General features: G+C 70.4%; 20 protein-coding genes. 4 read left to right on the plus strand and 16 right to left on the minus strand.

Annotation, left to right across the window (positions count from 1 at the left end):
• The first annotated feature begins 2 nt into the window (after positions 1–2).
• Genes ACLF3M_RS30700 through ACLF3M_RS30715 form a run of 4 tightly spaced genes read left to right on the plus strand, consistent with a single transcriptional unit; the run spans position 3 to position 3,727 of the window.
• Complete coding sequence (locus ACLF3M_RS30700; protein ID WP_430660827.1) at positions 3–872, plus strand: carbohydrate ABC transporter permease; 870 nt, start codon at positions 3–5, stop codon at positions 870–872.
• Positions 865–1,698, plus strand: coding sequence for a carbohydrate ABC transporter permease (locus ACLF3M_RS30705; RefSeq protein ID WP_430660828.1), 834 nt, complete (start codon positions 865–867; stop codon positions 1,696–1,698). The genes ACLF3M_RS30700 and ACLF3M_RS30705 overlap by 8 nt, the downstream gene beginning before the upstream one ends.
• Before the next feature lie 11 nt (positions 1,699–1,709).
• Positions 1,710–2,978, plus strand: a complete 1,269-nt coding sequence (locus ACLF3M_RS30710; protein ID WP_430660829.1) for an ABC transporter substrate-binding protein — start codon at positions 1,710–1,712, stop codon at positions 2,976–2,978.
• The gene (locus tag ACLF3M_RS30715; protein ID WP_430660830.1) at positions 2,975–3,727 is read left to right on the plus strand and encodes an SDR family NAD(P)-dependent oxidoreductase; all 753 of its coding nucleotides are present in this window, start codon (positions 2,975–2,977) and stop codon (positions 3,725–3,727) included. The genes ACLF3M_RS30710 and ACLF3M_RS30715 overlap by 4 nt, the downstream gene beginning before the upstream one ends.
• On the opposite strand, the gene ACLF3M_RS30720 is transcribed toward ACLF3M_RS30715, so the two are convergent.
• The 16 genes from ACLF3M_RS30720 to ACLF3M_RS30795 all read right to left on the minus strand — a co-directional run bounded on the left by ACLF3M_RS30720 (position 3,724) and on the right by ACLF3M_RS30795 (position 16,561).
• On the minus strand, positions 3,724–5,109 hold the full coding sequence (locus tag ACLF3M_RS30720; protein ID WP_430660831.1) for an amidase: 1,386 nt from the start codon (positions 5,107–5,109) through the stop codon (positions 3,724–3,726). The two genes, ACLF3M_RS30715 and ACLF3M_RS30720, sit on opposite strands and share 4 nt — an antisense overlap.
• Positions 5,106–5,633, minus strand: a complete 528-nt coding sequence (locus ACLF3M_RS30725) for a cupin domain-containing protein (RefSeq protein WP_430660832.1) — start codon at positions 5,631–5,633, stop codon at positions 5,106–5,108. Before ACLF3M_RS30725 ends, ACLF3M_RS30720 begins: the two co-directional genes overlap by 4 nt.
• Positions 5,634–5,638: 5 nt before the next feature.
• Positions 5,639–7,228 carry an ABC transporter substrate-binding protein gene (locus tag ACLF3M_RS30730; RefSeq protein ID WP_430660833.1) on the minus strand — a complete coding sequence of 530 codons (1,590 nt, stop codon included), beginning with the start codon at positions 7,226–7,228 and terminating at the stop codon, positions 5,639–5,641.
• Positions 7,229–7,353: 125 nt separating this feature from the next.
• Complete coding sequence (locus ACLF3M_RS30735) at positions 7,354–7,815, minus strand: RidA family protein (RefSeq protein ID WP_430660834.1); 462 nt, start codon at positions 7,813–7,815, stop codon at positions 7,354–7,356.
• A gap of 70 nt (positions 7,816–7,885) precedes the next feature.
• Positions 7,886–8,509 carry an urease accessory protein UreG gene (ureG, locus tag ACLF3M_RS30740; RefSeq protein WP_430660835.1) on the minus strand — a complete coding sequence of 208 codons (624 nt, stop codon included), beginning with the start codon at positions 8,507–8,509 and terminating at the stop codon, positions 7,886–7,888.
• Positions 8,506–9,210, minus strand: a complete 705-nt coding sequence (locus tag ACLF3M_RS30745; protein WP_430660836.1) for an urease accessory protein UreF — start codon at positions 9,208–9,210, stop codon at positions 8,506–8,508. Before ACLF3M_RS30745 ends, ureG begins: the two co-directional genes overlap by 4 nt.
• A complete protein-coding gene (locus tag ACLF3M_RS30750) occupies positions 9,185–9,730 on the minus strand; it encodes an urease accessory protein UreE (RefSeq protein WP_430660837.1) in 546 nt (181 codons plus the stop codon). The genes ACLF3M_RS30745 and ACLF3M_RS30750 overlap by 26 nt, the downstream gene beginning before the upstream one ends.
• An 8-nt stretch (positions 9,731–9,738) precedes the next feature.
• Complete coding sequence (gene ureC, locus ACLF3M_RS30755) at positions 9,739–11,448, minus strand: urease subunit alpha (RefSeq protein ID WP_430660838.1); 1,710 nt, start codon at positions 11,446–11,448, stop codon at positions 9,739–9,741.
• Positions 11,448–11,753, minus strand: a complete 306-nt coding sequence (locus ACLF3M_RS30760; RefSeq protein WP_430660839.1) for an urease subunit beta — start codon at positions 11,751–11,753, stop codon at positions 11,448–11,450. Before ACLF3M_RS30760 ends, ureC begins: the two co-directional genes overlap by 1 nt.
• Positions 11,750–12,052 carry an urease subunit gamma gene (locus tag ACLF3M_RS30765; RefSeq protein WP_430660840.1) on the minus strand — a complete coding sequence of 101 codons (303 nt, stop codon included), beginning with the start codon at positions 12,050–12,052 and terminating at the stop codon, positions 11,750–11,752. The genes ACLF3M_RS30760 and ACLF3M_RS30765 overlap by 4 nt, the downstream gene beginning before the upstream one ends.
• Before the next feature lie 41 nt (positions 12,053–12,093).
• On the minus strand, positions 12,094–12,924 hold the full coding sequence (locus tag ACLF3M_RS30770) for an urease accessory protein UreD (protein WP_430660841.1): 831 nt from the start codon (positions 12,922–12,924) through the stop codon (positions 12,094–12,096).
• Positions 12,925–12,970: 46 nt separating this feature from the next.
• Positions 12,971–13,192, minus strand: a complete 222-nt coding sequence (locus ACLF3M_RS30775) for a hypothetical protein (RefSeq protein ID WP_430660842.1) — start codon at positions 13,190–13,192, stop codon at positions 12,971–12,973.
• Between the two features lie 52 nt (positions 13,193–13,244).
• Positions 13,245–13,949 (minus strand): ABC transporter ATP-binding protein, encoded by a 705-nt coding sequence (locus ACLF3M_RS30780; protein WP_430660843.1) that lies wholly within the window; start codon positions 13,947–13,949, stop codon positions 13,245–13,247.
• Positions 13,942–14,694: an ABC transporter ATP-binding protein gene (locus tag ACLF3M_RS30785; protein ID WP_430660844.1), complete on the minus strand. Its 753-nt coding sequence runs from the start codon at positions 14,692–14,694 to the stop codon at positions 13,942–13,944. Before ACLF3M_RS30785 ends, ACLF3M_RS30780 begins: the two co-directional genes overlap by 8 nt.
• Positions 14,691–15,701, minus strand: a complete 1,011-nt coding sequence (locus tag ACLF3M_RS30790; RefSeq protein ID WP_430660845.1) for a branched-chain amino acid ABC transporter permease — start codon at positions 15,699–15,701, stop codon at positions 14,691–14,693. Before ACLF3M_RS30790 ends, ACLF3M_RS30785 begins: the two co-directional genes overlap by 4 nt.
• Complete coding sequence (locus tag ACLF3M_RS30795; protein ID WP_430660846.1) at positions 15,698–16,561, minus strand: branched-chain amino acid ABC transporter permease; 864 nt, start codon at positions 16,559–16,561, stop codon at positions 15,698–15,700. The genes ACLF3M_RS30790 and ACLF3M_RS30795 overlap by 4 nt, the downstream gene beginning before the upstream one ends.

A 16,561-nucleotide genomic window follows, 5' to 3' on the forward strand; every position in this document is an offset into this window, starting at 1 on the left:
AGGTGAAGGAGAGCCTGGCAACACGGCTCGCGCTGCTCGCACCGGCGCAGCTGCTGGTGCTGGCGGTGCTGCTGGTGCCGGCGCTCTACCTCGTCTGGCTGTCGCTGCACGTCTCTTCCTTCGGGCTGCAGCCGCGCTTCGTGGGGCTGGCGAACTACGCTCATATCCTGGGTGACGCCTATTTCTGGCGGGCGCTCGGCAACACCGCGATCCTGGTCGTGATCGTCGTGCATGTGGAGCTGCTGCTCGGCCTGGGCATGGCGCTGCTCTTCGCCTCCGGGCTGCCGATGCGGCGGCTGATGCTGGCCGTGGTGCTTGCGCCCTATGCCGTCAGCGAGGTCGCGGCGGTCGTGATGTGGCGCTACCTCTTCGACCCCGAGGTCGGGCACGTCACCTACGCGCTGCAGGCGCTCGGGCTGCCGCCGCTCGACTGGGCCGTCAGCCCCGCGGCGGGGCTGTTCCTGGTGGCGCTTCTGAGTGTCTGGCTGCACCTGCCCTTCACCTTCATGATCCTCTACGCCGCGCGGCTCGCGCTGCCGCTCGAGCTCTACGAGGCCGCGCGCATCGACGGTGCCAGCCCCTGGCAGGCCTTCCGGCGCGTGACGCTGCCGCTGCTGGTGCCGGCGCTGCTGATCGCCGCCCTTTTCCGCCTGATCTTCGCCTTCCGCCTGTTCAGCGAAGTATGGCTGCTCACCGGCGGTGGTCCCGCGCGCAGCACGGAGGTGGTCGCCGTCTACCTCTACCTCGAGGCCTTCCGGTACAACGCCTTCGGCGCCGCGGCGTCGACGGGCTGGCTGATGGTGGTGGGCAGCCTGCTGCTGGCCGCGCCCTATCTGTGGCGCCTGTCGCGCGCGCAGAAAGCCGATGCGTAAGGGGCGCGCACTGGTCGGCCTGCTGAAGGGCGGCGCGGTGGCGCTGATCCTGGTCTGGTCGCTCGCGCCGATCGCGCTGATCCTGTCGTCGTCCCTGAAGCCGGAACGCGAAATCTTTGCGGTGCCGCCGCGCCTGACATTCACCCCGACCTTCCAGCACTACCAGGCGCTCTGGGCGCGCTGGCCGGAGTTCTTCCATGCGCTCGGCAACAGCCTGATCGTCACTGCGCTGGCGACGGTCCTCGCGGTCGCGGCCAGCCTGTGCTCGGGCTACGCCTATTCGCGCTTCCGCGGGCGCTGGATCGACGCCTCCGCGCTGTTCCTGATCGCGGTGCGGCTGATCCCGCCGATCGTCTGCACCCTGCCGCTGTTCCCGGCTGCCAACGCGCTCGGGCTGCAGGACACGCATGTCTGGCTCGCGGTCCTCTACGCCACCTTCTTCGTCTCGCTCGGCACCTTCGTCATGCGCGCCTTCATCGACCAGATCCCGCGAGAGCTGGACGAGGCCGCCGCGGTGGACGGCGCGGGCCGGCTGCGCACCCTGTTCCGCGTGATCGCGCCGCTCGCGGCGCAGGGGATGCTGGCGGTCGCGGTCTTCGTGATCGTCTATGCCTGGAACGAGTTCCTTTTTGCCTTCATCTTCACGAGCACGCGGGCCCGCACCGCGCCGCTGGTATTGGCGGAGATCGTCGGCAATTTCGATGGCGTGGAATGGGGCGTGCTGTTCGCCGCAGCTTCCGTCCAGCTCGCGCCGGTGCTGGTCTTCGTCTGGCTCATGCAGAAACACCTTGTCGCCGGGCTGACGGCCGGCGCCACGAAGGGATGAGGGAGGACATCATGATCTCACGCCGCCTGCTGCTGGGTTCCGCCGCGCTGCTCACCGCGCCGCGCATCGCGCGCGCGCAGTCCCGAAAACTCGACATCCTGTCGCACCGCGTCCACCAGGCCGTGCTGACGCAGGGTGCCGCGGGCGACCTGACCGAGGCCTGGCGCCGCACCAACAACACCGAGATCGGCTGGACCACGCTCGACATCGGTCCGATGCAGGACCGCCTGCTGCGCGAAGCCTCCCTGCCCCAGACCGATTTCGGCGTAGGCTATCTCCTCAACAGTCGCGCCACCGCGCAGACCGCGAACCTGCTGGAGCCGCTGGACCCGCTGCTGCAGTCCGAGCCGATCGAGGCCTATGACGACATCGCGCCCGGCCTGCGCGCCGCCATGAACATCGGCGGCCGCACCGTTGCGATCCCTGTCCGACACGCCACCAACGCGCTCCTCTACAACACGGAAATGCTGGCTGCGGCCGGCATCACCGCCCCGCCCGCCACTTTCGAGGAATTCCTCGACCAGTGCCGCCGCGTCGCAGGCCGCCGCGGCGATGGACCACCTGTGACGGGGCTGGTGATGACAGCCTCGCTCGCCGCGTATCCCGTCATCTTCGCCCGCGCCTTCGGCGGCGACTTCATCACCGAGGACTACAAGGTCATCCCGAACCGTGACGCCATGGTCAGCGCGCTGTCGGCCATCCGCACGCTGTTCGAGAATGGCGGCCTGCCCCGCAGCTTCGCGACCATCACCAACGAGGACCAGGTGACCTGGCTCGCCCAGGGGCGCGCCGCCTTCGCGATCCTGCCCTATGCGCGCCACGCCCAGCTCAATCGCCCCGACCAGTCGCGCTTCCCGGGCAAGCTGCAGGCCATGGACTTCCCGGTCTCCTCCACCGCGCCCGCCGGCACGCGCATGGCGCCGAGCGTCGAGTTCTGGTCCATGTCCATCCCCCGGAACGCGCGCGACAAGCGGCTCGGCTGGTCCTTCATCCAGGCGATGTCGTCGAAGGCCGTGACGCTGGGCTCCGCGCGCAATGGCAATGGCCCCGTGCGCGTCTCGACCTATGCCGATCCCGCCTTCGCGGCGGACAATGCGGTCGCGGCGCTGGAAGCGGCCGCGCTGTCCCGTGCCCGCGTTCCCTTCCCCGCCTTCCCCGAAGCCAACCGCGCCGAGGCGGTCTTCGTGGAGGAGATGCAGTCCGCGGTGCTCGGCCGCAAGACGCCGGCGCAGGCGGTGGACGACACCATCGCCCGCGTGCGCCCGCTGCTGCCGGCGTGACGCCCGATTTCGGGCTGCACGGCGCGCCGACGCTCGTCACCGGCGGGCGGCGCGGGCTGGGCCGCGCGATCGCCGCGGCGCTCGTCGCTTGCGGCGCGCGCGTCGCCATCTCTCATGAAGGCGCGCATGACTCGGAGGAGACGGAGGCGACGGCAAGGGCGATCGGCGCGGTCGCCATGCTGCCAGGCGATCTGCGCCGCCCGAACGCCCCTGCAGAGCTGATCGCGGAGGCCGCCGCGGCGCTCGGCGGCCTGCGCATCCTCGTCTGCAACGCAGCGGCGGAGCGGCGTGAATCCCTGACGGAGATCACGCCCGAAGGCATGGACCTGCTATGGGCCGTGAACGTCCGCGCGACGCTTGGCCTGGTGCGGGCTGCGATACCGCTGCTGGACCAGGGCGGGCGCGTGCTGCTGCTCGGCAGCGTGCAGGCGATGAAGCCGAATCCCCACCAACTGGCCTATGCCGCGACGAAGGCCGCACTGTGCAACATGGGGCGGGATCTGGCCAAGCAACTCGCGCCGCGCGGCATCGCGGTGAACATCCTCTCCCCCGGCGCGATCGAGACCGAGGGCAATGCCCAGGCGCTTGCCGACCCCGCCTATCGCGCGGCGGCCGAGGCGCGCATTCCCGCCGGTCGCATCGGCGTGCCGGACGACGTGGCCGGTGCTGCGGTCTTTCTCTGCAGCCCGGCCGCAGCCTATCTGACCGGCGCCGAACTCATCGTGGATGGCGGGCTCGCGACCGGCTAGATGGCCGGCCACCTCGAGGGCCAGTCCAGCGCGTCCTCCAGCGCCTGGGCCACCGTCAGGATGCGACGCTCGCCATGCCAGGGTCCGACGAGCTGCAGCCCGATCGGCGTGCCCTCCGACCCGAAGCCGCAGGGCACCGACGCCGCGGGGTGGCCCGTCAGGTTGAAAGGATAGAGCGGCGCCGCCCATTCCGCGTAGAAGGCACTCGCCACCGATCCGCCCGCATCCAGCGGCGCTGGGGGTGCCAGCATGGTCGGGGTCGCGATCAGGTCGAAGCGTCCGAACAGTCGCTGCACCGCGCGATGCAGCGCGCCGCGGCGGTCCATCGCGCGCACCAGGTCAGCGGCGGAGAAGCGCCGGCCGATGCCGATACTATCGCGCATGGAATCAGTCATCTTCTCACCCGCGCGCTCCTCCAGCGGGCCAAGCCGCGCGGCATGCGCCGTGGTCGCGACGACGATGTAGGTGTCGAAGACGTCGTCGAAGCACGGGTCGGCCAGCGGCTCGATGATCGCGCCTGCCTCCTCCAGCGCCTTGCGGGCGGTCGTGATCGCCGCCAGCACCTCGGGATGCGTGCGGTATTTTCCGAAGTGCTCGATCCAGCCGATGCGCAGGCCCTTCACCGGCGCCGCCGGCGGGTGCGGCGGCAGGCCGAGCGACCAGGGATCGCGCGATTCCGCTCCCTCCATCACGGAGAACATCAGCGCGGCGTCGGCGACGGTCCGCGCCATCGGCCCGACGAAGGCGTAGTTGCCGAAGGGATCGGGGAAGGTCTCGTTCGGGATGCGCCCGAGCGTCGCCTTCAGTCCGACGAGGCCCGCGCAGGAGGCCGGGCAACGGATCGATCCCCCGCCATCCGTCCCGATGCCGAGCGGCGCGACGCCCGCCGCCAGCGCCGCGCTCGCGCCGCCGGACGAGCCGCCCGGCGTGCGCTCCAGGTTCCATGGGTTGCGCGTCACGCCGCACTGGATGCTGTCGGTCAGCACCTTGTGCGCGAATTCCGGCAGCGTCGTCTTGCCGATCGGAATGCCGCCCGCGGCGCGAAGCCGCGCGAGCACCGCCCAATCCTCCTCGGCCGGCGGCGGCGTGACCGCGACGGTGCCGTTGAGCGTGGGCAGGCCGCGCATCGCGACATTGTCCTTCAGGGTGAAGGGCACACCGTGCAGGGGACCGAGCGATTCGCCCTTCATCACCTGCGCCTCGGCGACCTTCGCCGCGTCCCGCGCCTGGTCGAAGAGCGGCTGGACGAAGAGGTTCAGCACGGGCTGCATCGCTTCGGCCCGCGCCAGCACGGCGTCCATCACGTCCACTGGCGAGACCTGGCGCGCCGCGACCATCGCCGCGACATCAGTGGCGGGCAGCCGCCAGAATTCGTGCTTCAACGCGCGGCGAGCTCCACGATCTGGCCCTTCTCGTCCAGCCCGAAGCCCTTCTCCTTCACGGCGTCCAGCACCGAACCGATCCACGCGACCTTGCCCGGATCCTGCCCGCCGACCAGGGCCAGCAGAAGCGCCTCCTCCTCGCTGTCATTGCGGAAGCCGCGCAGCACGCCGGGCGGGATGGAGATCGTGTCGTATTGCCCGATCTGCAGCTCGTTCTCGCCCTCGTCGCCCCAGATGACGGACCACTTGCCCGTCAGCACCATGAAGACCTCGACGGTCTTGTGGTTGTGCAGGCCGGTGCCCTTGCCCGGACCGGCCTTGACGATGGACAGGTGGAAGCCGTCGGCCGGGATCGGCGCCTTCATGGCGGGGTCCTCGATCACGCCACCGCCGATCACCTGGTAGATCTCGCGGTGGTATTGCGGCAGCACCGCATCCACCAGCGGCCGGCTGGATGGCTTGAGGTCGCGGAACAGCGCGACGCGCTTCTTCATCTCCTCGACGGAGATCTGGAGGTTGGCCATCGCACTCACCTCTTCTCGATGTTCCAATAGGCGATGAAATAGGCGTCCAGCACGCCCTGGATGTTCGGCCTGTGCGCGCTGAACACGTCGAAGGTGCCCGCGGGCACATAGGGCAGGTATTCCCACATGCGGCGCTGGAAGGCCTCGAAGCGCTGACGGCGCGAGACGTCGTCCGGTGCCTCGAAGAAGGCCTGGCGCAACCGCTCCCCTTGCTCGTCGCAGGGATAGCCGGCCCAGTTGCGCGTGCCGCATGACACGTCGAGCGACAGGTTCATCAGCGGATGAAACCAGCTGGTGCCGATGGCATAGTAGGTGAAGAGGTGGTAGCCGCCCTGCCCGATCGGCCGGTCCTGCGCGTGCATCCGCTGCAGCATGGTCGGGAAGTCCGTCATCTGGACGTCCACGTTCACGCCGGCGTCCTGCAGGCGGCGCGCCAGAACCTGGGTCATGCTGTTGATCGGCGCCAGCGTGGTGGTGCCGAGCAGGATCAGCGGCTCGCCGCGATAGCCCGCTTCCTGCAGCAATTGTCGCGCGCGCGCGACATCGGTCGCGCGGAAGGGCTCCGACCCGGCATCGGTGGCGAGCACCGAGCCGCAGACGCTGAAGGAATGGCACTCGCCCCAGCGCCCGTCGGCGCCGGCGACCGCCGGCATCATCTCCTTCTGGTCGATCAGCAGCGCCAGCGCCTGGCGCGCGCGGACATCGTTGAACGGCGGGATCTGGAAGTTGGTACGCACGAAGGCGACGGAGGGCAGTGCGGCGATCCGGCGCACCGTCATGTTGCGCCGGCGGAGGAAGCCCGTGAGGTCGGGGCCGACCGCTTCCAGGAAGTCCACCTCGCCGGTCGCCAGCGCATTCGCCGCGGTCGTGGCATCCGGCATGATGATCCACTCCACGCGGTCCACCTTGACCACGCGCGCGCCCGCGACGCCATCGGGGGGCTCGCTGCGCGGGATGTAGTCGGGGTTGCGCTCGAACACGACGCGGTTGCCCTCGCGCCGTTCGTCCGCGAGGTAGCGGAAGGGGCCGGAGCCGATCGGGCGCGTCAGCGGTGCGCCTTCCGGCCGGCGCGCATCGGCTTCCCGCATGATGCCGGCGATCGGCGCGCCGGGGCCGGCCAGCATGAACTCCACAAGACCGAAGCGCTGCTTCAGCGTCAGCGTGAAGGTGCGCTCGTCCACGATGTCCAGCGACGCCAGGCGGGACTTCAACTGCCCCCCGATGGAGGTGCCGTTCATCCAGCGCTCGATCGTGGCGACGACGTCGCGCGTCGTCACGCTGCTGCCGTCGTGGAAGCGCAGGTCGGGCCGCAGCGTGAAGCGATAGGTGAGCCCGTCCGCCGAGACGCCGTGGTCCTCCACCATCATGCGCCGGGGCTGGAGATTGCTGTCGAAGGCAAACAGTGTGTCGAACACCATCTGCTGGTAGATGCGCGCGACCAGGTTCGGCCCGCGCGTCGGATCGAGTTCGGCCAGATCCGCGCTCGGCACCACCCGGAGCACGCGGCTGTTGCCCTGCGCCGCGGCGGGATCGCCGCCCGCCAGCAATCCCAGGCCGAGGCTCAATCCCAGCCCGAGCAACCCCGAACGCTTCATGGCGACGCCCACCTTCTCCCGCGGAACGAGGGGGCACTGGCGCGAGCGGCCGCACCCGGCCCGATACTCGTCATCGCCGAGGCTATGGCGCGATGGTGGAGCGCGTCAACAATGGGTCGTGCGCGTCACCCCCGCAGGAGGACGACGGCCTCGATCTCCACCGCGATGCCGCGTGGCAGGCTGCCCATGCCGACCGCCGATCGCGCGGGCCGCCCGGGATCGCCGAAGACCTCGACGAAGAGGTCGGTGCAGCCGTTGATGACCTCAGGGTGGTGCCCGAATTCGGGCGTCCCGCGCACCATGCCGAGCACCTTGAGGATGGTGTCCACGCGATCGAGCGAGCCGAGCGCGGACTGCATGTTGGCCAACAGGTTCAGGCCGCAGAGCCGCGCCGCGTCGTAGCCCTGCTGCACCGTGAGGTCATCGCCCACGACGCCCGTGATGGAGCCTCCGTCCGCACGCCGCGGTCCGACGCCGGAGAGGAACAGCAGGCCGCCGCCGATGCGCCAGGGAACGTAGTTCGCCATCGGCGTCGGCGCGGTCGGCAACGTAATGCCCAGTTCGGCCAGGCGCTTCTCGGCGGACATGGCGGTTCCCTCCTCTTCCCGGGTCGAAGCATCGCGCGGCGCAGGGCCGCGCGGCAAGCACTCCGGCGTATCAGGCCGCCCTGCGCGACACGAGGCCACCCGCCTTCAGGATGAAGCCGGCGATCTCGCTGACGCCCTTGTTCTCCTTGAGGTTGGTGAACATGAAGGGCCGCTGGCCCCGCATCTTTCGGGCGTCACGATCCATGACGGACAGGTCGGCGCCAACCAGCGGGGCGAGGTCGGTCTTGTTGATCACAAGGAGGTCGCTGCGCGTGATGCCCGGCCCGCCCTTGCGCGGGATCTTGTCGCCGGCGCTGACATCGATGACGTAGATCGTGAGGTCAGCAAGCTCCGGGCTGAAGGTGGCCGCCAGGTTGTCCCCGCCGGATTCGATGAAGAGGATCTCGAGCTGCGGATGACGCGCCGTCATCTCCGCCACGGCGGCGAGGTTGATCGAGGCGTCCTCGCGGATCGCGGTGTGCGGGCATCCCCCGGTCTCGACGCCCATGATGCGGTCGGGGTCGAGCGCGCCGGAGCGGGTGAGGAATTCCGCGTCCTCCTTGGTGTAGATGTCGTTGGTGATCGCCGCGATCTCGTTGCCGTCGCGCATGGCCTTGCAGAGGCGATCGACCAACGCGGTCTTGCCGCTGCCGACGGGGCCGCCGACGCCCACCCTGAAAGGTCCGTTGCTCATGATCGGAAGAGCCTCGTGTATTGCGTCTCGTGACGCATGGAGAAAAGATCGATGGCGATTGCGGCCGCGCCGATCTCGTCCGCATCGGTGACGGCAAGCGCCGCGTCCGTTGCGGCCTCGACCGCCGGCACCAGCGCCGCGGTCGCGATCTGTCCGTCGGTCTGGCCGAGCGGCACCAGGCGCACGCCGGCGGAGACGATGTTGGCGGCGAATGCCGTCAGCCAGCCCAGGCACGCCGCGCGCAGCGGCAGGCTGTGGAAGGCGGCGGCCGCGCCTACTGCTACCGCATGCGTCAGCCGCCCGGGATGGCGCGCGGCATAGGCGGCGAAGCGAGCCTCTGGCCAAGCGGCGTTGGTGACCTGCGCGAAGGCCGCGCCGGGCTGCGTCGCCTCGAGCGCCAGCTCCGCCGTGCCACGCCAGGCCGCGGCGAGGTCCGTCACCGCGTCGAGCGCGGCGTCGTCGCCCGCATCGGCCGCGCGCCAGGCCAGCGCCAGCAGCGCCGCATCCACCGCGCCCGCGCCATGCAGCAGGGCCGCACGCACATAGTCCACCAGCGCGTCACGCTTCGTGACTGCGCCTTCCTCCACCGCCATCTCCAGCGCGTGGCTGTAGCTGAAGGCGCCGACGGGGTAGGCCGGCGAGAGCCAGGCCAGCAGCCGCGCCAGCGCCGCGCCGTCAGTGATGGTGGTGGTCGTCGTCACAATGCGCGTGGTCGTGGTGATCGTGGCCGTGATGATAATGGTGATGTTCGTGCGGGTGGTCCGGCGCGCGGTTGTGCTCGCCATAGGCGCCGCCTTCGGGATTGAACGGCGCTTCGACCGTCGCCAGCACGGCGCCGAGGCCTTCCAGCATACGGATGATGACGTGATCGTAGCGGATCAGGATGCGGCCATCGGCGATCTCCGCCGGCAGGTGTCGGTTGCCGAGGTGCCAGGCAAGCCGCAGCAGGTGCTGTGGGTCCTTGCCGCGGACCTCCACCAGCGGCTCCGGCGCCGCCTTCACCCGGACGAAGCCGCCGGTGGCAAGCTGCAGCCCGTCGCCTTCCTTCAGCACCTGCGCCTCCGGTAGGTCGAGCAGGAAGGCCAGCCCGCCCTGCGCGGTGTAGAGCTTGCGGCGGCGCCAGCGGTCATCGAAATCCATCGCGACGGTGTCGCGCGCTTCGCTCTCCGGCCAGGTGCCGGCGGCGGCCACCGCCGTCGCGCGCGGGATGCTCTCTTCCATCGGGAACCTCAGAACAGGAAGTACCGCTGCGCGAGCGGCAGGACGCTCGCGGGTTCGCAGACCAGCAGCTCGCCGTCGGCGCGGACCTCGTAGGTCTCGGGGTCCACCTCTATCCTCGGCAGCGCGGTGTTGAGCTTCATGTCCTTCTTGCCGAGGTGGCGCGTGCCGGACACCGCGAGCAGCGGACGCGTCAAACCGTATTCCTGAGCGACCCCGGCCTCCAGCCCAGCGCGGCTCACAAAGGTCACCGACGACAGCAGCCCCGCCCGCCCGAACGCGCCGAACATCGGCCGGTAGTGGATCGGCTGCGGCGTCGGGATCGACGCGTTGGGATCGCCCATCGGCACCATCGCGATCGTCCCGCATTTCAGGATGTAGTCGGGCTTGGCGCCGAAGAAGGCCGGCGACCACAGCACGAGGTCCGCGAGCTTGCCGACCTCCACGCTGCCGACATGGTCCGCGATGCCCTGCGCGATGGCGGGGTTGATCGTGTATTTCGCGACGTAGCGCTTGATGCGGGCATTGTCGTTCTCGCCGGTCTCCTCGGGCAGGCGGCCGCGCTGCGTTTTCATCTTGTGCGCGGTCTGCCAGGTCCGCGTGATGACCTCGCCGACGCGGCCCATCGCCTGGCTGTCCGACGACATCATGCTGATCGCGCCGATGTCGTGCAGGATGTCTTCGGCCGCGATGGTCTCGCGCCGGATGCGAGATTCCGCGAAGGCCACGTCCTCGGGGATGCGCGGGTCGAGGTGATGGCAGACCATCAGCATGTCGAGATGCTCGTCTACCGTGTTGCGGGTGTAGGGCATCGTCGGGTTGGTGGAGGACGGCAGGAAGTTCGGCTCGCCCACCACGCGCAGGATGTCGGGCGCATGGCCGCCGCCGGCGCCTTCCGTGTGGAAGGCCTGGATGGCGCGGCCGCCAACCGCCTTGATGGTGCTGTCCACGAAGCCGCTCTCGTTCAGCGTGTCCGTGTGGATCGCGACCTGCACGTCGAAGGCATCCGCGACGCGAAGGCATGAGTCGATCGCCTTCGGCGTCGTGCCCCAATCCTCATGCAGCTTGAAGCCGGCCGCGCCCGCGCGGACCTGCTCCTCCAGCCCAGCGGCAAGCGCGACATTCCCCTTGCCGAGGAACCCGAGATTCATCGGGAAGGCCTCGGCGGCCTGCAGCATGCGCTGCATGTGCCAGGGCCCCGGCGTGACGGTGGTCGCCAGCGTGCCGTGCGCGGGGCCGGTGCCGCCGCCGAACATGGTGGTGATGCCGGACGCCAGCGCCTCCTCGATCTGCTGCGGGCAGATGAAGTGGATATGCGGGTCAATCCCGCCTGCGGTCAGGATGCGGCCCTCGCCGGCGATGATCTCGGTGCCCGGGCCGATGACGATGGTCACGCCGGGCTGGGTGTCGGGGTTGCCGGCCTTGCCGATCGCGGCGATGCGGCCGTCGCGCAGGCCCACATCGGCCTTGTAGATGCCGGTCCAGTCCAGGATCAGTGCATTGGTGATGACGGTGTCCATCGCGCCATTCGCGCGCGTGACCTGCGACTGGCCCATGCCGTCGCGGATCACCTTGCCGCCGCCGAACTTCACCTCCTCGCCATAGGTGGTGAGGTCGCGCTCGACCTCGATGATGAGGTCGGTGTCGGCCAGGCGCAGGCGGTCGCCCGTGGTCGGGCCGTACATGCCGGCATAGGCGCGTCGGGAAAGCCTGGTCGGCATCAGAGCTTGCCCTCCACATCGCCACGGAAGCCGTGGACGATACGCGATCCCGCGAAGGGGATCAGCCGCACGGTGCGGGACTGCCCGGGCTCGAAGCGCACCGCCGTGCCGGCCGCGATATCCAACCGCATCCCTCGGGCCTTGGCGCGATCGAAGGACAGCGCGGGGTTGGTCTCGAAGAAATGGTAGTGGCTGCCGACCTGCACGGGACGGTCGCCGGTGTTGGACACGTCGAGCGCGATCGCCGGGCGCCCGGCATTGATCTCGATCTCCCCATCCGCGGGGAACAATTCCCCGGGGATCATCGGATCGGCTCGTGCACGGTGACGAGCTTCGTTCCGTCGGGAAAGGTCGCCTCCACCTGGATATCGTGGATCATCTCCGCGACCCCCTCCATCACCTGCGCCCGCGTGATCACCGTGGCACCATCGCGCATGAGCTCCGCGACCGTCCGTCCGTCCCGCGCGCCCTCCACCACGTAGTCCGTGATCAGGGCCACGGCTTCGGGATGGTTCAGCTTCACGCCGCGCTCGAGCCGCCGGCGCGCGACCATCGCGGCCATGGCGACGAGCAGCTTGTCCTTCTCGCGTGGTGTCAGGTTCATCCGGTCATCCCTCGGTCCCGCGAAGCATGGAACATGCCGCCCTAGCTGCGCCAGAGCCGCGGCAGGCGCGCGGGGTGGCCCAGCGCTTCTGCCCGCAGAACAGGCAGGGCGGCGGATATCCCGGCACGCACCGCCCCGGCCTCGCCCATCCAGCGCAGCAGCAGCAGGCCCGGCGCGATCAGGCTGGCGCCGCCGTCGCTGAGCTCCCGCGCACGGTCGCGATGCGCCGCCGCGTCGGGCAAGGCGAGCAGCAGCGTGGCGATCGCGTTCGCCCCGTCCAGCACGAAGCGCCCGGCCTCGGCCGCCGCGGGATCGTCCAGCCGCAACGCGTCCGCCCAGGACAGCCGCCCGCCGCGGCGCACGCGCCAGCGGTCCAGCACCGCGCCGCGCCGGAAGCGCTCGCCATGCGCGGCGCGGCCCAGCACCAGCATCTCGCTCGCCAGCAGGCGCGCGTCGTCCGCCAGGTGGATGTCGAGGCGCCGGCGCAGATGCGCGCCGTCGAACAGGATGGTCTCCTGCGGCAGCCATTCGCAGACGGCGCCGCCCGCGACATCGATCCGCGTCGCGATCTCCGTCGCGGGGCCGAGGCTGCGATAGACCTTCTCGGCCGCCGGCGTCGTCGCGGTGAAGCGCGCGCCCTCCTCCAGCACCAGCGACAGCGCAACGGAATCGCCGCCGGCCAGCCCGCCGGCGACGTTCACGAAAGCGCCGAGCGTGGGATCGCCGGCGTCGGTGTCGGGGAACAGGATGCGCGACGGCGCGGCCTGGAACAGGTGCTTCAGCCGCGCGCCGCCCGGCGCGGCCACGACCCCCAGCTCCGCCCGTCCCTGGGCGCGCTGGTGCGATGGCTGGGGAGGCACGTCGCGGGGCATCCGGCCGAGTGTGGCCACCCCACCCCACCCTGGCAAGGCGAAGCGGCTATTGCTTGTCCTGCTCTGCGGCGTCGAACTCGCCGCGAAGCTCGTCCGTGCTGAGGATCAGCACCTTCCGCCCATCCAGGATCTGCGGCGCCTGGTCGCGCAGCGTCGCCCAGCGCGCCTCCACCGCGTCCAGCGCGGCGTCGAGGTCGGGAAACTGCTCGATCTCCGGCTTCGGCGCGCTGTCCGCGCGGAAGCGCAGGTAGAAGGGTCCCTGGCTCATCCCTCTGATCCCCCTTGTCGGCGCCTCTCCATTGGGCAGAAGCCGGCGATGGTCAATGCCCGACGCCAAGGTGCCTTTCCAGCAGCGCCGCATCCCGCCGCAGCGTCTCGGACGGCGCCGTCACGGCGACGCGGCCGCGTTCCAGGAGCACCGCGCGATCGGTCACCGGCAGCACCTGGCTCGCATGCTGCTCCACGATGATCGCGGCCATGCCTTCCTCGCGCACCAGGCGGCGGATGGCCACGAGCAGCATCTGGACGATGACCGGCGCCAGGCCTTCCAGCGGCTCGTCCAGCAGCAGCAGGCGCGGGTTCAGCATCAGCGCGCGCGCGATCGCCAGCATCTGCTGCTCCCCGCCCGAGAGCTGGCTGCCGAGGTTGGAACGGCGTTCGGCCAGGCGCGGGAACAGGCCGTAGACGGCGTCGAGCGTCCAGCGCCCGGGCCGTGCGACGGCGGTCAGGTTCTCCTCGACGGTCAGCGAGCGGAAGACGTTGCGCTCCTGCGGCACCCAGCCGAGGCCCGCGATAGCGCGGCGTTCCGGCGGCGCGCGCTCCAGCGCGACGCCGCCGAGAGCGACCGACCCGCCGCGGTGCCGCGCCACGCCCATCAGCGCCGAGATCAGCGTCGTCTTGCCCGCGCCGTTGCGGCCGAGCAGGGCGAGCGCCTCGCCCTCATTCACGGTCAGCGAGACGTCCTGCAGCACCATGCCCTCGCCCCAGCCGGCCGAGAGGCCGTGGACGGTCAGCAGCTCAGCCATGGGCGGGCTCGCCGAGATACGCCTCGCGCACGCGGGGGTCGCGGGCGATCGCGTCCGGCGCGCCCTCCGCCAAAACCGCGCCGAAGGCGAGCACGGTGATGCGGCGCGCGAAACGGAAGACCAGGTCCATGTCGTGCTCGATCAGCAACACGGCGACGTCTTCGGGCAGCGCGGCGATCGCCGCCATGACCTCCCGGCTGTCGGCGGGCGGCACGCCGGCGGCGGGCTCGTCCAGCAGCAGCACGCGCGGCTTCATCGCGAGCGCGAGCGCGATCTCCAGCAGGCGCTGGCGGCCATAGGGAAGCTCGCTGGTCGGACGGCGCCGGTCGGCGTCGGGGAAGTGCAGGTTGTCGAGAAGCCGCGCGGCCTCGTCCCGCGGTGCCGCCATGCGCGACACCAGGCGGAACCAGGTGGCGCCGAGGCCCTGGCGCTCGGCGACCGCGAAGGTCAAGGCCTCCTCCGGCGTGAAGTCCGGGAAGAGCTGGTTGACCTGGAAGGTGCGCGCCAGGCCGCGGCGGACGCGGCGGTGCTGCGGCAGGGTGGTGATGTCCTCGCCGAACAGCGCGACGGTGCCGCGCGTCGCGGGCAGCGCGCCCGAGAGAAGGTTGACGAAGGTCGTCTTGCCCGCGCCGTTGGGGCCGATCAGCGCGTGGCGCGCGCCGGGCTCCAGCGTGAAGTCCACCTTGTCCACGGCAACGAAGCCGCCGAAGGCGCGCGTCAGCCCGCGCGTGACGAGCGCGCTCATGATCGCTCCCCCTTCGGCCGCAGCCGCCTGAGCAGCCCCATCAGCCCTCCGCGCCCGACCAGCGCCAGCGCCACCAGCGCGACGCCCAGCCAGAACTGCCAGAACTGGGGGCTCGCCTCCGACAGCGCGTGATGCGCGACGGTGAAGGCCACGGCCCCCAGCAGCGCGCCATACAGGCTGCCGAGCCCGCCGAGGACCAGCATCAGCAGCCCGTCCGCCGATCGCTGGAAGGACAGCACGTCGAGCGAGACGAACTGCGTGGTCTGCGCCAGCACCGCCCCCGCCGCCCCCGCATAGGCCGCCGCGATGACATAGGCCACGCCGAGCCGCCGCTTCACCGGCACGCCGAGCGCGGCCGCGCGACGGGGATTCAGCCGGATTGCGCGAAGCGACAGGCCAAAGGGCGAGGCCACGATCAGCCGCGCCACCAGGAACAGCACGAACAGCACCGCGAGGCTGTAGAGATAGGCCGTGCGGCCGAACAGGTCGAAGCGCCAGATGCCCAGCACGTCCCAGACCTCGACGCCCTGCAGGCCGTCGGCGCCGCCGGTCACGAAGGCTGCCTTGTTCGCGGCCTCGTACAGCATCAGCGACAGGCCGAGCGTGACCATCAGCCCCGCGAGGTCGCCCGCGCGCAACACCAGCGGTGCCGTGACCAGCCCGAGCAACGCCGCGGCCGCCATCGCGATCAGCAGCCCGCTGATCGGCTCGCCCCAGCCCTGCTGCGCGAGCAGCCCCGCGACATAGGCGCCGAGGCCGAAGAACGCCGCGTGCCCCAGCGTGACCACGCCGGCATAGCCGACGATGAGATCCAGCGAGACCACGAACAGCGCCGCGATCGCGATCGCGCTCAGCAGCGGCAACTGGTCAGGGAAGATGAAATAGGCCGCAACCGCCACGACCCAGGGAACCGCCTCGAGCAGAATGGTGAATCGGCCCGTCCGATTCACGCCGCCGGTGCTCGCCGCCTGCGGCGGCTCCGCCCTCTGGCGATCGAACGGGGTCATGCCGCCTTCTTCAGCAGCCCCTGCGGGCGCAGCAGCAGCAGCACGACCATGGCGGTGTAGATCACGAAGGCACCGACCTCAGGCACGTAGTACTTGCCCAGCACATCCACGACGCCGAGCAGCAGCGCCGCGACGAAGGGACCCATGACCGTGTTGGTGCCGCCCACGGCGACCACGATCAGGAAGTAGACCATGTATTTCAGCGGGAAGGTCGGATCGAGGCCCAGCACCTCCACCCCCAGCGCGCCGCCGAGGCCCGCCAGGCCCGATCCCAGCGCGAAGGTCAGGGTGAAGATGCGCGGCACCGGCAGGCCCATGCCGCGCGCCACCGTGCCGTCATCCACCGCCGCGCGCAGGCGGGCTCCAAAGCGCGTGCGCACCAGCCCGAAATGCAGCGCCGCGACCACCGCGCCGCAGAGCAGGATCAGGAAGATCCGGTAGCGCCCGAGCCCGACGCCGGCGAATTCCACGCGCCCCGACAGCCATCCCGGCAGCTGGATCAGCTGCTGCCGCGCGCCCATCAGCCAGTCCACCGCCGCGCCCAGGATGAACACCAGCCCGATGGAGAACAGCACCTGCTCCAGGTGGTCGCTGCGGTAGATCCGGACATAGAGCGTGCGTTCCAGCAGCCAGCCCAGCGCCGCGGCGGCGAAGGCCGCGGCGATGACCGCCGGCACGAAGGGCACGCCCCACTGGTTCAGCAGCACCACGCAGACATAGCCCCCGGCCATGCCGAAGGCGCCATGCGCCAGGTTGACCACGTTCATCAGCCCGAGCGTGACGGAGAGCCCCACCGCCAGCACGAAAAGCAGCATCCCGCTGGCGACACCGTCCAGCAGGACGCTGAGAAACGCGGTCAA

This window comes from Falsiroseomonas sp. HW251 (genome assembly GCF_050563545.1).
In the GTDB taxonomy this organism is placed as follows: Bacteria; Pseudomonadota; Alphaproteobacteria; order Acetobacterales; family Acetobacteraceae; genus Falsiroseomonas.

Bases quoted from the DNA above. Each gene is read 5' to 3' on its own strand.
- ACLF3M_RS30705 (WP_430660828.1), top strand. From the start codon at position 865: ATGCGTAAGGGGCGCGCACTGGTCGGCCTGCTGAAGGGCGGCGCGGTG.
- ACLF3M_RS30710 (WP_430660829.1), top strand. From the start codon at position 1,710: ATGATCTCACGCCGCCTGCTGCTGGGTTCCGCCGCGCTGCTCACCGCG.
- ACLF3M_RS30725 (WP_430660832.1), bottom strand. From the start codon at position 5,633: ATGGCCAACCTCCAGATCTCCGTCGAGGAGATGAAGAAGCGCGTCGCG.
- ACLF3M_RS30730 (WP_430660833.1), bottom strand. From the start codon at position 7,228: ATGAAGCGTTCGGGGTTGCTCGGGCTGGGATTGAGCCTCGGCCTGGGA.
- ACLF3M_RS30735 (WP_430660834.1), bottom strand. From the start codon at position 7,815: ATGTCCGCCGAGAAGCGCCTGGCCGAACTGGGCATTACGTTGCCGACC.
- ureG (WP_430660835.1), bottom strand. From the start codon at position 8,509: ATGAGCAACGGACCTTTCAGGGTGGGCGTCGGCGGCCCCGTCGGCAGC.
- ACLF3M_RS30750 (WP_430660837.1), bottom strand. From the start codon at position 9,730: ATGGAAGAGAGCATCCCGCGCGCGACGGCGGTGGCCGCCGCCGGCACC.
- ureC (WP_430660838.1), bottom strand. From the start codon at position 11,448: ATGCCGACCAGGCTTTCCCGACGCGCCTATGCCGGCATGTACGGCCCG.
- ACLF3M_RS30760 (WP_430660839.1), bottom strand. From the start codon at position 11,753: ATGATCCCCGGGGAATTGTTCCCCGCGGATGGGGAGATCGAGATCAAT.
- ACLF3M_RS30765 (WP_430660840.1), bottom strand. From the start codon at position 12,052: ATGAACCTGACACCACGCGAGAAGGACAAGCTGCTCGTCGCCATGGCC.
- ACLF3M_RS30770 (WP_430660841.1), bottom strand. From the start codon at position 12,924: ATGCCCCGCGACGTGCCTCCCCAGCCATCGCACCAGCGCGCCCAGGGA.
- ACLF3M_RS30775 (WP_430660842.1), bottom strand. From the start codon at position 13,192: ATGAGCCAGGGACCCTTCTACCTGCGCTTCCGCGCGGACAGCGCGCCG.
- ACLF3M_RS30780 (WP_430660843.1), bottom strand. From the start codon at position 13,949: ATGGCTGAGCTGCTGACCGTCCACGGCCTCTCGGCCGGCTGGGGCGAG.
- ACLF3M_RS30785 (WP_430660844.1), bottom strand. From the start codon at position 14,694: ATGAGCGCGCTCGTCACGCGCGGGCTGACGCGCGCCTTCGGCGGCTTC.
- ACLF3M_RS30790 (WP_430660845.1), bottom strand. From the start codon at position 15,701: ATGACCCCGTTCGATCGCCAGAGGGCGGAGCCGCCGCAGGCGGCGAGC.